The organism is Nonomuraea sp. NPDC049607 (genome assembly GCF_040675375.1).
In the GTDB taxonomy this organism is placed as follows: Bacteria; Actinomycetota; Actinomycetes; order Streptosporangiales; family Streptosporangiaceae; genus Nonomuraea.
On sequence record NZ_JBFAOV010000044.1, the window covers coordinates 35,992 to 48,581 of the forward strand.

Sequence of the window (12,590 nt, forward strand, 5' to 3'; positions counted from 1 at the left end):
CATCGAGGCGACATGAGCATGGAGGCGAGATGAGCGCCGACGGCTCCCGGAACGTGCTGGTGGCCGGCATCGGGAACGTGTTCCTGGGCGACGACGGCTTCGGCGTCGAGGTGGTCAGGCGTCTGGACCGGGCGGAGCTGCCCGTGACGGCCGACGTCGCCGACTACGGCATCCGCGGCGTGCACCTCGCCTACGAGCTGCTGGACGGCCGCTACGACACCCTGATCCTGGTCGACGCCGTCCCGCTCGACGGCCCGCCGGGGACGCTGGCCGTCATCGAGGCCGACGACCGGCCGGCCGGGGGCGACGTGGCGATCGACGGGCACGGGCTGCATCCGGACGCCGTGATCCGGCTGCTGAACCACCTCGGCGGCGGCGTCGAGCGGGTCCTGATCGTGGGCTGCCGGCCCGCGGTCCTGGACGAGGTGATGGGGCTGTCCGAACCGGTGGCCGCCGCCGTGGAGGAGGCCGTCCGCCTCGTCGCGGAGCTGGCCCGGCAGGAGGCGGCGGGGAAGATCGAGAAGGAGACCACCGATGCATGAACTGGGACTGTGCGACGCGATCGTGGAGGCCGCGCTGGGACGGGCCGGCGGACGCCGGGTGGACGCGGTGCGCGTCCGCGTCGGCGGGCACCCGGTGGACCCGCGGGTCATCGACACGGGCTTCCGCCTGGCCGCCGCGGGCACCCTCGTCCAGGACGCGACCGTCGAACTGGTCACCGCGCCGTACGTGGTGCGCTGCGCGGGATGCGAGGCCGAGCAGGAGGCGCGGACCGCCACGGACCTGCTCGCCTGCCGGAGCTGCGGCGGGATGGACGTGGAGAGCGTCACGGACGAGAGCGTCGTGGTGGAGTCGATCACGTTCGCACCGGCCCCCGGGACCGCCTGACGGGCCTGCCGGCACCGACCGGTGAACAGGCCGCCGACGTGAAGGAGAGAGGCGACATGGCCGACCAGACCAACGGATTCGACGAGATGCACATCTTGTGGATCTCCGAGGGCATGAGCTGCGACGGCGACACCGTCTCCGTGACGGCCGCGTCCCAGCCCGCCATCGAGGACGTCGTCACCGGACTCGTGCCGGGGCTGCCGAAGGTGCATCTGCACAACAAGGTCCTGTCGCCCACCGTGGGCGGGGAGGACTTCCTGGCCCCGTTCCGGGCCGCGGCGCGCGGCGAGCTGGAGCCGTTCATCTTCGTGCTGGAGGGATCCGTCCCCAACGAGAGGATCAACGGAGAGGGCTACTGGACGTCGTTCGGCAACGACCCGGACACGGGCGAGCCGATGACCCTCAACACCTGGATCGACCTGCTCGCGCCCAACGCCTGGGCGGTCGTCGCGATCGGGACCTGCGCCACCTACGGCGGCATCCATGCCATGGCGGGCAACCCGACCGGCGCCATGGGCCTGGCCGACTACCTGGGCTGGGACTTCCGGTCGGCCGGCGGGCTGCCCATCGTCAACGTGCCGGGCTGCCCGGTGCAGCCGGAGAACTTCATGGAGACCCTCATCTGGGTCCTGCAGCACGCGGCCGGTTCGGCGCCGCCGCCGCCGCTGGACGCGCTGCTGCGTCCCCAGTGGCTGTTCGGCAGGACCGTGCACGAGGGCTGCGACCGGGCCGCGTACTACGAGCAGGCCGACTTCGCCAAGGACTACAACTCGCCCAAGTGCCAGGTGAAGGTCGGCTGCTGGGGCCCGGTCGTCAACTGCAACGTGCCCAAGCGCGGCTGGATGAACGGCGTGGGCGGCTGCCCGAACGTCGGCGGGATCTGCATCGGCTGCACAATGCCGGGCTTCCCCGACAAGTTCATGCCGTTCATGGACATGCCGCCGGGCAGCAGCCTGTCGTCGATGCTGATCAAGCCCTACGGGGCCTTCATCCGCCGCATGCGCGGCATCACCAACAACACCGCGAACGCCGAGCCGCGCTGGCGGCACAACCGTGACGCGCTGACCAGCGGCTTCGATCCGCGGTGGCGCCCGTAAGGGCCCACGACGCCAGAGAGGACACATCAGCACATGGCCATCTCCGAGCAGGAAGCGCCCGACCGGCGACCACCGGGGGAGCTCGTCGAGATGTCGTGGGATCCCATCACACGCATCATCGGCAACCTGGGCATCTACACGAAGATCGACTTCGCCAACCGGCGGGTCGCCGAGTGCCACAGCACCTCGTCGCTGTTCCGCGGCTACTCGGTGTTCATGAAGGGCAAGGACCCCAGGGACGCGGGCTTCATCACCAGCCGGATCTGCGGCATCTGCGGTGACAACCACACCACCTGCTCGGTGTACGCCCAGAACATGGCGTACGGCATCAAGACGCCGCCGATGGCCGAATGGATCGTCAACCTCGGCGAGGCGGCCGAGTACATGTTCGACCACACGATCTTCCAGGACAACCTCGTCTTCGTGGACTTCTGCGAGGCGATGGTCAAGGAGACCAACCCGACGCTGCTGGCACGGGCCAGGACCACCGAGGCGCCCGGGGCGGCGATCCACGGCAAGCGCACGATCGCCGACATCATGGAGGCGTTCAACCCGTTCGAGGGCGACATCTACAAGGAGGCGCTGCGGGTCAGCCGCGTCACGCGGGAGATGTTCTGCCTGATGGAGGGGCGGCACGTGCACCCGTCGACGGTCTATCCGGGCGGGGTCGGCACGATGCCGGAGCCGACGTTGTTCACCGACTACCTCTCGCGGCTGCTCGGCGTGGTGGACTTCGTCAAGAAGGCCGTCGCTCTGAACAACGACGTGTTCGACTTCTTCTACGAGGCGCTGCCCGGCTACGAGGAGGTCGGCCGCCGCCGGATCCTGCTCGGCTGCTGGGGCGCCTTCCAGGACCCGGCCGTGGTCGACTACCGCTACGAGACCATGAACGACTGGGGCAAGGCCATGTTCGTCACCCCGGGCATCGTGGTGGACGGCGAGCTGGTCACCAACAACCTCGTCGACATCAACCTCGGCATCCGCATCCTGCTCGGCAGCTCGTACTACGAGGACTGGACCGGCGAGGAGCCGTTCGTCACCCACGACCCGCTCGGCAACCCGGTCGACATGCGGCACCCGTGGAACCAGACGACCCTGCCCGCGCCGCAGAAACGCGACTTCGACGGCAACTACAGCTGGGTCATGAGCCCCCGGTGGTTCGACCGGCGCACCGGCGACCACCTGGCGCTCGACACCGGCGGCGGCGCCTTCGCCCGGCTGTACGTCACCGCCCTGTCGGGCATCGTGGACACCCCGTACGTGAAGGCGACGGGCTCGTCGGTGCAGATCTCGCTGCCGAAGGGCCGCGACCTGCCGGAGACGACCCTGGAGTGGCGCATCCCGCCCTGGTCCAACGCCCTGGAGCGCAACCGGGCCCGGGTGTACTTCGTGGCCTACGCCGCGGCCATGGCGGTGTACTTCGTCGAGCAGGCCATGGAACGCATGCGCGCCGGGGACACCAAGGTGTTCACCGACTTCGCCGTGCCGGAGGAGGGCATCGGCGTCGGGTTCCACGAGGCGGTGCGCGGCGTGCTCTCCCACCACATGGTCATCCGGGACGGGAAGATCGCCAACTACCACCCGTACCCGCCCACGCCCTGGAACGGCAGCCCGCGCGACAGCTTCGGCACGCCCGGCCCGTACGAGGACGCCGTCCAGGACATGCCGATCTTCGAGGAGAACGGCCCGGACGACTTCAAGGGCGTCGACATCATGCGCGCGGTGCGCAGCTTCGACCCCTGCCTGCCCTGCGGCGTGCACATGTACGTCGGCAAGGGACGCACGGTGAAGAAGCTGCACTCGCCGATGTTCGGCGCGAGCCATGGCTGAGCCGGACCGCCTGGACGACCAGGCGGTGGCCCGCCTGCTGGAGCGGCTGGAGGAGACCCTGGGGCGGCTGGAGGGCACGCCCGGCCCGACGGCGGAGACGGCGCTCGACGCCGTCGCGATCCTCGCCGAGGTCTACGGCGAGGCCCTGGCCCGGGTCATGGACCGGGCCCCGGCCGGGTCCGCGGTCGCCGCCGCCCTGGCCGACGACGAGCTGCTCGGCCACCTGCTGGTCCTGCACGACATCCATCCCGAGCCGCTCCGGCGGCGGGTCGAGCGCGCGCTCGACGGCCTGGCCGGCGCCCTGCGCGCCCAGGGAGTGGAGGCGCGGCTCGCCGACGTGACGGACGACGTCGCGCGGGTGCGGCTGACGGGCGGCTGCTCGTCCGGGTCTGAGCCCGTACGGCGGGCCGTCGAGCAGGCGGTGCGCGCCGTCGCGCCGGAGGTGGGGACGGTCGAGGTGAGCCGCGCCGCGCCGGTCGCCTTCGTCCCGGCCGACGCGCTGCTGGTCCGGCCCGGCGGCGCCGCGTGAGCACGTCCGCGCACGGCCGGCTGCTCAGGCGGACCGCGCGCCGCCGGGACGCGGGCGCGCGCTGCGAGCTGTGCGAGGCGCCGGTCCAGGGCGGGCACGGGCACGTCGTGGACACGCGTTCGGCGGAGGTGCTGTGCGCGTGCCGGGCGTGCGCGCTGCTGTTCGAGCCGGACGGCGACGGCCACTTCCTGCGGGTGCCCGAACGGCGGCTGCGGCTGACCGGGGTGCGGCCGGCCGACCTCGGCATCCCGGTCAGCCTGGCGTTCTTCGTGACCGCGCCCGACGGCTCGGCCACCGCGCACTACCCGAGCCCGCTGGGCGGCACCCGCAATGACCTGGACGCCGCGGCCTGGCAGGCGGTCGCCGCCCGCGCCGCGGAGCTGGGCACCATGCGGCCGATGGTCGAGGCGCTGCTCGTCAACGGCGTACGGGGGGCCGGTGAGTGCTGGCTGGTCCCGATCGACGACTGCTACCGGCTGATGGCCCTGGTACGAGGTGAATGGACCGGTATGTCAGGCGGCGATCAGGTATGGGCAAAGATCGCGCAGTATTTCGCCCAGCTCGACGACGCAGGGCATCGCCGGGGGTAGGACCCGCACCATGGCACACATCAAGGTGGGCAAGCCCGACGTCGCACCCGACGCGACGGCGCACGTCAAGGGCGTCGAGCAGGGCAACCGGCCCGGCGCGTACGAGCAGCAGGCGGGACACCACCGGGACGGCACGGCCGACGCCCGGCGCTCGACGGGGATCAGCCCCAAGAAGCACGACCCGATCCTGCCCGTCATGCCCAACCTCCCGCCAGGCTGAGAAAGAGGAAACAGACATGCGGCGACCACGTACGACGCTGCTGGCCGGGCTGGCCGGGGCGGTGCTCCTGGGGATGTTCTGGAAGGAACTCCCGGCGCTGAGGCGCTACATCAAGATCAAGCAGATGTGATCCCGGAACGATGTGTCTTGGCATCCCCGGAGAGATCGTCGAGCTGCTGCCGGACCGGGCCGACCTGGCCACCGTCGAGGTCGCCGGCGTACGCCGCGCGATCAGCGTCGGCCTGCTGGACGGCCCGGTCCGGCCCGGTGACTGGGTCCTGGTGCACGTGGGCTTCGCGATGTCCAGGATCGACGAGAGCGAGGCCGCGGCGACGCTGGCGCTGCTGAACGGCCTCGGCCCCGCCTACGCCGACGAGCTCCAGGCGCTCGCCGAATCCGACATCACGTGAAAGGCGCCGGCATGCGCTTCGTCGACGAGTACCGCGACGCCCGGACGGCACGGGCCCTGGCCGCGCGGATCGCGGAGCTGTGCGAGCCCGGCCGCCGCTACACCTTCATGGAGGTGTGCGGCGGGCACACCCACACGATCTACAAGCACGGCGTCGAGGACCACCTGCCGCCGAACGTGAACCTCGTCCACGGGCCCGGCTGTCCCGTCTGCGTGATCCCCATGGGACGCGTCGACGACGCGATCGCCATCGCCCGCGAACCGGACGTGATCATGACCTCGTTCGGCGACATGATGCGGGTGCCCGGCGGCGAGGGCTCCTTCCTGGACGCCAAGGCCGCCGGCGCGGACATCCGCATGGTGTACTCCCCGCTCGACGCGCTGCGGATCGCCCGCCAGAACCCCGGCCGCCGGGTCGTCTTCATGGCGATCGGCTTCGAGACCACCGCGCCGTCCACGGCGATGACCGTGCTGCGGGCCGCGGCCGAAGGGCTCGCCAACTTCTCCGTCTTCTGCAACCACGTCATGATCATTCCGGCGATCAAGGCGATCCTGGACTCGCCGGACCTGCGGCTCGACGGCTTCATCGGGCCGGGCCACGTCTCCACCGTGATCGGCTGCCGGCCGTACGCGTTCATCGCCGAGGAGCACGGCAAGCCGCTCGTCTGCTGCGGGTTCGAGCCGCTGGACGTGCTGCAGTCGATCCACATGCTGCTGCGGCAGCTCGCCGAGGGGCGGGCCGAGGTGGAGAACCAGTACACGCGGGTGGTGCCCTGGGAGGGCAACGGCCGGGCGCTGGAGGCGATCGGGAAGGTGATGGAGCTGCGCCCGTACTTCGAGTGGCGCGGCCTCGGCTTCATCTCCCACTCCGCGCTGCGCCTGCGCGACGCCTACGCGGCCCACGACGCCGAACGCATCTTCCAGGTGCCGGGCGTACGGGTGGCCGACCCGAAGGCGTGCCAGTGCGGCGAGGTGCTCAAGGGCGTGCTCAAGCCGTGGGAGTGCAAGGTGTTCGGCACCGCGTGCACGCCGGAGACGCCGATCGGCACCTGCATGGTGTCCTCCGAGGGCGCCTGCGCCGCGTACTACAACTTCGGCCGGTTCACCCGCTCGCGGGCCAAGGAGGCGACGACGGCATGACGACCGAGCGCACCGCCGGATGGGCCGAACGAGCCGTCCGCGAGGCGGGCGGGCCCGCCGGCACGGCGACCCGCGAGGAAGAGGTGCTGCTGCGCATCGAGCGTGCCCGGGGACGCCGGGCCCGGGTCCGGGAGGAGCGCATCACGCTGGCCCACGGCGCCGGCGGGAGCGCCTCGCACACGCTGGTCGAGGCCGTGTTCGTGGACGCGTTCCGCAACCCGATCCTGGAACCGCTCGGCGACGGCGCCGTGCTGGAGGTCGGCGGCGGGCGGCTGGCCTTCAGCACCGACTCCTTCGTGGTCTTCCCGCTGTTCTTCCCCGGCGGCGACATCGGCGACCTGGCCGTCAACGGCACGGTCAACGACCTGGCCGTCTGCGGGGCGCGGCCGCTGTACCTGTCGGCCGGGTTCATCCTGGAGGAGGGCTTCCCGGTCGCCGACCTGCGGCGGATCGCCGGCTCGATGGCCGCCGCGGCGGCCCGGGCCGGCGTCCACGTGGTCACCGGGGACACCAAGGTCGTGGAACGCGGCAAGGCGGACGGCTGCTACGTCACCACCGCCGGCGTGGGCGTCCTGGAGCGGGAGACGGAGCTGACGCCGTCGGCGATCAGGCCGGGCGACGCCGTCATCGTGTCGGGGCCGATCGGCGAGCACGGCGTCACCATCATGATCTCCCGTGGGGAGCTGGACATCGAGGCCGACCTGGCCTCCGACACCGCGCCGCTCAACGGCGTCGTCGCCGCGCTGCTCGACGCCGTCCCCGGGGTGCGGGTGCTGCGGGACGCCACGCGCGGAGGGGTGGCGACGGTGCTCAACGAGCTCGCCCGCGCCGCGCGGCTCGGCATCGTGCTGGAGGAGTCGGCGGTGCCGGTCCGGTCGGTGGTGAACGGCGCCTGCGAGCTGCTCGGCATCGACCCCCTGTACGTCGCCTGCGAGGGGCGGTTCGTCGCCGTGGTCGACGGCGAGCAGGCCGGGAGGGCGCTGGAGGCGCTGCGCGGCCATCCTCTCGGCGCGGAGGCCGCCGTCGTCGGCCGGGTGCGGGCCGAGGCCCCTGGGCTCGTGCTGCTCGACACGGCGTTCGGCGGCACCCGGATCGTCGACATGCTCGTCGGCGACCCGCTGCCGCGCATCTGCTGAGGTCCCGATTGTTGCGATGCGGCCCGTCCGGTGCGGCGGGGCTCATCCGGCGGGGTCGAGGGCGGCGGCGACGGCGGCCTGGCCCAGGCTGAGGCCGCCGTCGTTGGGCGGCACCCGTGAGTGCAGCAGCACCCGCAGGCCCGCCTCCCGCAGGCCCGTCTCCATCCGCTCCAGCAGGACGACGTTCTGGAAGACGCCGCCGGACAGCGCCACGTCCCGCAGCCCCGTCCGCTCGCGCAGCGCCTGCACCGCCCGCAGCAGGGCCCGGGCCAGGCCGTTGTGGAAGCGCGCGGCCACCAGCGGCGTCGGCACGCCCGCCAGCAGGTCCTCGACCGCGCCGCGGACCAGGTCGGTCCCGGACACGACCAGCTCCGGCCCGGTGGACAGCGCCGCCGGGTAGGCGGCCCGCTCGCCCGGCTCGGCGAGCTGCTCCAGTTCGATCGCGGCCTGCCCCTCGAAGAGCACCCGGTCGCGCAGCCCGGCGATCGCCGCCACGGCGTCGAACAGCCGGCCCGCGCTCGACGTGACGGGCGCGTTCGTCCCGGTGCGGGCCAGCGCCGCCACCGCCGCCCACCGGTCCCGGTGCCGCCGGACGAAGGGCAGGTCCGGGGGCTCGTCGCCGTAGATCGCGTCGAGGTAGGACACGCCCATGCGCCACGGCTGCCGTACGGCCGCCGCCCCGCCGGGCATCGGCAGCGCCTCCAGGTGTCCCGCCCGCTCGAACCCCCGCAGGTCGGCGACCAGCAGCTCGCCGCCCCACAGGGTGCCGTCGGAGCCCAGGCCCAGGCCGTCCAGGGCGACGCCGATCACCGGGCCCTCCTCGCCGTTGTCGGCCAGGCAGGAGGCGATGTGGGCGTGATGGTGCTGCACGCCGACGAGTTCGACGTCGTCGAGGCCGAGCGCGTACTTGGTGGACAGGTACTCCGGGTGCAGGTCGTGGGCGACGAGCCGGGGCCGGACGCCGAACAGCCGGCTCAGCCGGTCGATCCCCTCCGCGTACGAGCGCAGCGTCTCGTAGCCCTCCAGGTCGCCGATGTGCTGCGACAGGACCGCGTGGCGGCCCTTGACCAGGCAGAAGGTGTTCTTCAGCTCGCCGCCGCAGGCCAGCACGTGCCGGGACGGCGGCCGTCGCAGCGGTACGGGGGCGGGCACGTACCCGCGCGAGCGGCGTACAGGCAGCTCCCGGCCGCGGAACAGGCGCACCACCGAGTCGTCGGCCCGGACGTGGATGCGCCGGTCGTGGACGAGGAAGCCGTCGGCGATTCCGGACAGCCGTTCCAGGGCGTCGTCGTCCCGGTGCGCGATCGGCTCGTCCGACCGGTTCCCGCTGGTCAGGACCATGGGACGGCCGAGCCGTACGGCCAGGAGGTGGTGCAGCGGCGTCGCGGGCAACATCACCCCCAGCTCGCGGTTGCCCGGCGCGACCGCCTCGGCGACCGGCGCCCCGTCCCGGCGCGGCAGCAGGACGACGGGCCGCCGCGGACCGCTCAGGACGCCCTCGGCGGCCGGGCCGAGCAGGACCAGCTCGCGCGCCGCGGCCAGGTCGGCGGCCAGCACCGCGAACGGCTTGCCCTCCCTGCGCTTGCGGGCCCGCAGCGTGCCGACCGCCTCCTCGTCCCCGGCCAGGGCCGCCAGGTGGTATCCGCCGACGCCCTTGACTGCCAGGATCCTGCCCTGCGCCAGCCAGAGCGCGGCCGTCCCGACCGGGTCGCCCGGTCGGGGCCGGCCGTCGGCGTCCAGCAGCCGCAGCGACGGCCCGCAGGCGGGGCAGCACACCGGCTGCGCGTGGAAGCGCCGGTCGCCGGGGTCGCGGTACTCCCGCGAGCAGTGGGCGCACATCGCGAACGGGGCCATCGTGGTGTTGGGCCGGTCGTAGGGCAGGTCGGTGACGATGGTGAACCGGGGTCCGCAGTCCGTGCAGTTGGTGAAGGCGTAGCCGTGGCGGCGCGCGGCCGGGTCGGCGATCTCCGCTGCGCAGGCGTCGCACGGGGCCGTGTCCGGCGGCACGCACACCTGGCGGGCGCCCTCGCCGCGGCTGGGCACGATCCGGAAGCCCGACTCCGCGACGGGCTCGGCGTCCGCCACGGTGACGCTCTCGACCAGCGCCGCGGGCGGCGCCCGCCGTTCCAGCTCGGCGACGAAGGCCCGCAGCGCCGACGGCTCGCCCTGGGCCTCGATGAACACGCCGCGCGGATCGTTGCCCACGAACCCGGCCAGCTCGTGCCGTCCGGCCAGACCGCTGACGAAGGGCCGGAAGCCGACGCCCTGGACCAGCCCCTCGACCCGGACCCGGATGCGGCCGGGCCCCTCAGCCGTCACCGGTCAGCGCCCGCTGCACCAGCTCCCACAGGACGTGGTAGAGGGTCACCTGGGCCTCCTGGATCCGGTGCACCGACGGCGACGGCACGACGAACAGGTGATCGACCAGGCCGTCCGCGGCCATCCGTCCGCCGTCGCCGCCGGCCAGGCCGACGGTCAGCGCGCCGCGGCGGCGCGCCTCGGCCAGGGCGTGCAGCACGTTCGCCGAGCCGCCGCTGGTCGACAGGCCCACCACGACGTCGCCGGGCCCGGCGAAGGCGGCGACCTGGCGGGCGAAGGCCAGGTCGTAGCCGACGTCGTTGGACAGGGCGGTGACGACGGCGGCGTCCACGGCCAGGCAGGTCGCCGCGAGCGCCCGGCCGCGCGGTGGGTGGGCGAAGAGCTGGGCGAGCGCCTGCGCGTCCGTGGCGCTGCCGCCGTTGCCGACGGCGAACAGCCTGCCGCCGGATTCGAAGGCCGCCGCCGTCCGCGCCGCGCAGCGCGCCAGCTCCTCGCCGTGCAGCCCGGCGACGGTCTCCCGCAGGGCGACGATCTCGTACGCCTTGTCCGCGCAGGAGCGGCGCACCTCCGACAGGAGGGCGTCCGGGTCGGTGGGCCGGACGTACAGGAAGGGGTAGAGGGCCTCGACGCCGGTGCCTTCTGTCGTGCTCATCCGCATTCTCCTCCCACCGCGATGGCCTCCCCGGCGTGCACCAGGACGACGTCGCCCGGCCCGGCCTCGACCAGGGCCACGCTGATCTCCTGGGGACCGCCGGCGTCCGCCCGCGCGATCGCCATCCCGTCGCCGAGCAGCTCGACGACGCGCATGGGCACGGCGAGGTCGGAACAGGTCAGACACACCGGCTCCGCCGGCTCCATCGGCTTCTCGGTCATCGGGCCTCCTCCGGCTGGTCGAGGAAGACGTGCACCAGCTCCCACAGCAGGTGGTAGACCGTCATGTGGATCTCCCGCACCACGCACGGGTCGCCGGACCGGGCGGCGAGCACGTGGTCCACGGCCGGGCTGCGGCCGATCGCGCCGCCGTCCCCGCCGCCGTCCCCGCCCACGAGTGCGACGGTCAGCAGTCCGAGCCCGCGAGCCGCCTCCAGCCCGCGCAGCACGTCCGCGCAGCCGCCGTCCCAGGAGAACCCGAGCGCCATGTCGTCCTCGGCGGCCAGCAGGCGCACCTGCTCGGCGTAGATCTCCTCGAACCCCCTGCGCGCGGCGACGGCGGTCAGCCGGGCGGCGTCGTGGCTCAGGGAGAGGGCGGGCAGGGCCCTCTTGCCGACGATGACCGGATGGACGAACTCCACGGCCACGTGCTGGGCGTCCGCCGAGGCGCCGCCGTCGCCGAAGACCAGCAGCCGGCCGCCCCGCGCGAACCGCAGGGCCATGGCCCGGCACGCCAGGGCGATCGGGGCGGCCTCCTCGGCGAGCGCCCGTCCTGGCGCGACCCGGCGCTCGAAGGCTGTCGACACAAGCGTCATCTCACCTCTCCTTGCCACGCCTCTCCCTGCCATGGGGCGGCGTCATGGGACGGCGGCCGGTGCCCCTCGTCCCACAGGGCCGCGCAGGCGCGGAGGACGTCCTCCAGGTCCCGCAGCCGGATCATGGCGGCCTTCAGCTCGCTCAGGCCCGAAGCGGTGATCTCGTACCTCCTGCGCGGCGGTCCCGTACGCGAGGCGGTCCACGAGGAGACCAGGCACCGGTCGCGTTCGAGGGCGCGCAGCAGCCGGTAGACGTGGCCGGGCTCCGCCCCCGCCACGCCCAGCTCCCCCAGCCGGTCGATCAGGTCGTAGCCGTGGCCGGGCCGCTGCCAGACCAGGAGAAGCAGGAGCGGGGACAACAATCCTCGCCTCTCGCCGCCTTCCATACGATCTCCCCCGCCGGCGGAACGCACACTCCAAGGGGTAGTAGAACGTGCACGGGGGGCGATTCCGTAGCTCCGCACGCCGTCCTTGCCAACTTCTGACAGAAGCCAAGCCAAGGGTTAGGTCTCCGGCGGTCGGCACCGCGCCGAGCCGGCGGTCTCGGCGCCGCTGTCAGGGAGACGTCGGCCGCGAAGTAACACGAGTAGTTCACGTAGTTCGTGCTGCGGAACGGATGATCACGGTAAGTCGGATTTGCCGTCCGACACCGTCGCCCGGGCCATTCCTTCAGTCGGAATGGATGACCCGACGCCCCGGACCACCCGTCCCACCAGGGCTTTCGTGACGTCCCGCCGCAGGACTGCGCCTGTTCGCCGTCCTCGCACTCGGGCCGGCGAATAAGTGATCGGCCGTGTTTCGTCGAATCCGTCAGAACGATGAGCGCCGCCGGAATGGGGGGCGCCCCACCCTCACGGCCTCCGTCGTCGTCCGGACGCGGGACGGCAGCTGTCAGGAGGGCGCAAGGCCGACTGTCAGCCGGATCGCCGCAGATCTGACCCTTATACCGAATCGGTCTCGACTCAA

15 protein-coding genes are annotated in these 12,590 nt (G+C 72.8%); 10 read left to right on the forward strand and 5 right to left on the reverse strand.

Annotation, left to right across the window (positions count from 1 at the left end):
* Positions 1 to 29: 29 nt before the first annotated feature.
* The 10 genes from AB0J97_RS45395 to hypE all read left to right on the forward strand — a co-directional run bounded on the left by AB0J97_RS45395 (position 30) and on the right by hypE (position 7,839).
* On the forward strand, positions 30 to 542 hold the full coding sequence (locus AB0J97_RS45395) for a hydrogenase maturation protease (protein ID WP_357707657.1): 513 nt from the start codon (positions 30 to 32) through the stop codon (positions 540 to 542).
* Positions 535 to 888: a hydrogenase maturation nickel metallochaperone HypA gene (locus AB0J97_RS45400; RefSeq protein ID WP_357707656.1), complete on the forward strand. Its 354-nt coding sequence runs from the start codon at positions 535 to 537 to the stop codon at positions 886 to 888. Before AB0J97_RS45395 ends, AB0J97_RS45400 begins: the two co-directional genes overlap by 8 nt.
* 56 nt (positions 889 to 944) lie before the next feature.
* Positions 945 to 1,985 (forward strand): hydrogenase expression protein HypE, encoded by a 1,041-nt coding sequence (locus AB0J97_RS45405; protein ID WP_364101801.1) that lies wholly within the window; start codon positions 945 to 947, stop codon positions 1,983 to 1,985.
* Positions 1,986 to 2,018: 33 nt separating this feature from the next.
* Positions 2,019 to 3,815, forward strand: coding sequence for a nickel-dependent hydrogenase large subunit (locus tag AB0J97_RS45410; RefSeq protein ID WP_357707654.1), 1,797 nt, complete (start codon positions 2,019 to 2,021; stop codon positions 3,813 to 3,815).
* Positions 3,808 to 4,344 carry a NifU family protein gene (locus AB0J97_RS45415; RefSeq protein WP_357707653.1) on the forward strand — a complete coding sequence of 179 codons (537 nt, stop codon included), beginning with the start codon at positions 3,808 to 3,810 and terminating at the stop codon, positions 4,342 to 4,344. Before AB0J97_RS45410 ends, AB0J97_RS45415 begins: the two co-directional genes overlap by 8 nt.
* Positions 4,341 to 4,934, forward strand: a complete 594-nt coding sequence (locus tag AB0J97_RS45420) for a DUF5947 family protein (protein ID WP_357707652.1) — start codon at positions 4,341 to 4,343, stop codon at positions 4,932 to 4,934. The genes AB0J97_RS45415 and AB0J97_RS45420 overlap by 4 nt, the downstream gene beginning before the upstream one ends.
* Before the next feature lie 10 nt (positions 4,935 to 4,944).
* A complete protein-coding gene (locus AB0J97_RS45425) occupies positions 4,945 to 5,154 on the forward strand; it encodes a hypothetical protein (RefSeq protein WP_357707651.1) in 210 nt (69 codons plus the stop codon).
* 140 nt (positions 5,155 to 5,294) lie between these two features.
* Positions 5,295 to 5,564, forward strand: a complete 270-nt coding sequence (locus tag AB0J97_RS45430) for a HypC/HybG/HupF family hydrogenase formation chaperone (protein ID WP_364101806.1) — start codon at positions 5,295 to 5,297, stop codon at positions 5,562 to 5,564.
* An 11-nt stretch (positions 5,565 to 5,575) separates the two neighbouring features.
* A complete protein-coding gene (gene hypD / locus AB0J97_RS45435) occupies positions 5,576 to 6,703 on the forward strand; it encodes a hydrogenase formation protein HypD (RefSeq protein ID WP_357707647.1) in 1,128 nt (375 codons plus the stop codon).
* On the forward strand, positions 6,700 to 7,839 hold the full coding sequence (gene hypE, locus AB0J97_RS45440; RefSeq protein ID WP_364101810.1) for a hydrogenase expression/formation protein HypE: 1,140 nt from the start codon (positions 6,700 to 6,702) through the stop codon (positions 7,837 to 7,839). Before hypD ends, hypE begins: the two co-directional genes overlap by 4 nt.
* 42 nt (positions 7,840 to 7,881) lie before the next feature.
* On the opposite strand, the gene hypF is transcribed toward hypE, so the two are convergent.
* From hypF to AB0J97_RS45465, 5 genes are read right to left on the reverse strand one after another with little or no spacing between them, the layout of a single operon-like run.
* Positions 7,882 to 10,158, reverse strand: a complete 2,277-nt coding sequence (gene hypF / locus AB0J97_RS45445; RefSeq protein ID WP_364101813.1) for a carbamoyltransferase HypF — start codon at positions 10,156 to 10,158, stop codon at positions 7,882 to 7,884.
* A complete protein-coding gene (locus AB0J97_RS45450) occupies positions 10,148 to 10,810 on the reverse strand; it encodes an SIS domain-containing protein (RefSeq protein ID WP_364101816.1) in 663 nt (220 codons plus the stop codon). Before AB0J97_RS45450 ends, hypF begins: the two co-directional genes overlap by 11 nt.
* Positions 10,807 to 11,031, reverse strand: coding sequence for a HypC/HybG/HupF family hydrogenase formation chaperone (locus AB0J97_RS45455; RefSeq protein ID WP_357707643.1), 225 nt, complete (start codon positions 11,029 to 11,031; stop codon positions 10,807 to 10,809). Before AB0J97_RS45455 ends, AB0J97_RS45450 begins: the two co-directional genes overlap by 4 nt.
* A complete protein-coding gene (locus AB0J97_RS45460) occupies positions 11,028 to 11,624 on the reverse strand; it encodes an SIS domain-containing protein (RefSeq protein ID WP_364101819.1) in 597 nt (198 codons plus the stop codon). Before AB0J97_RS45460 ends, AB0J97_RS45455 begins: the two co-directional genes overlap by 4 nt.
* Positions 11,621 to 12,010, reverse strand: coding sequence for a helix-turn-helix transcriptional regulator (locus tag AB0J97_RS45465; RefSeq protein ID WP_364101822.1), 390 nt, complete (start codon positions 12,008 to 12,010; stop codon positions 11,621 to 11,623). The genes AB0J97_RS45460 and AB0J97_RS45465 overlap by 4 nt, the downstream gene beginning before the upstream one ends.
* Positions 12,011 to 12,590: the final 580 nt, after the last annotated feature.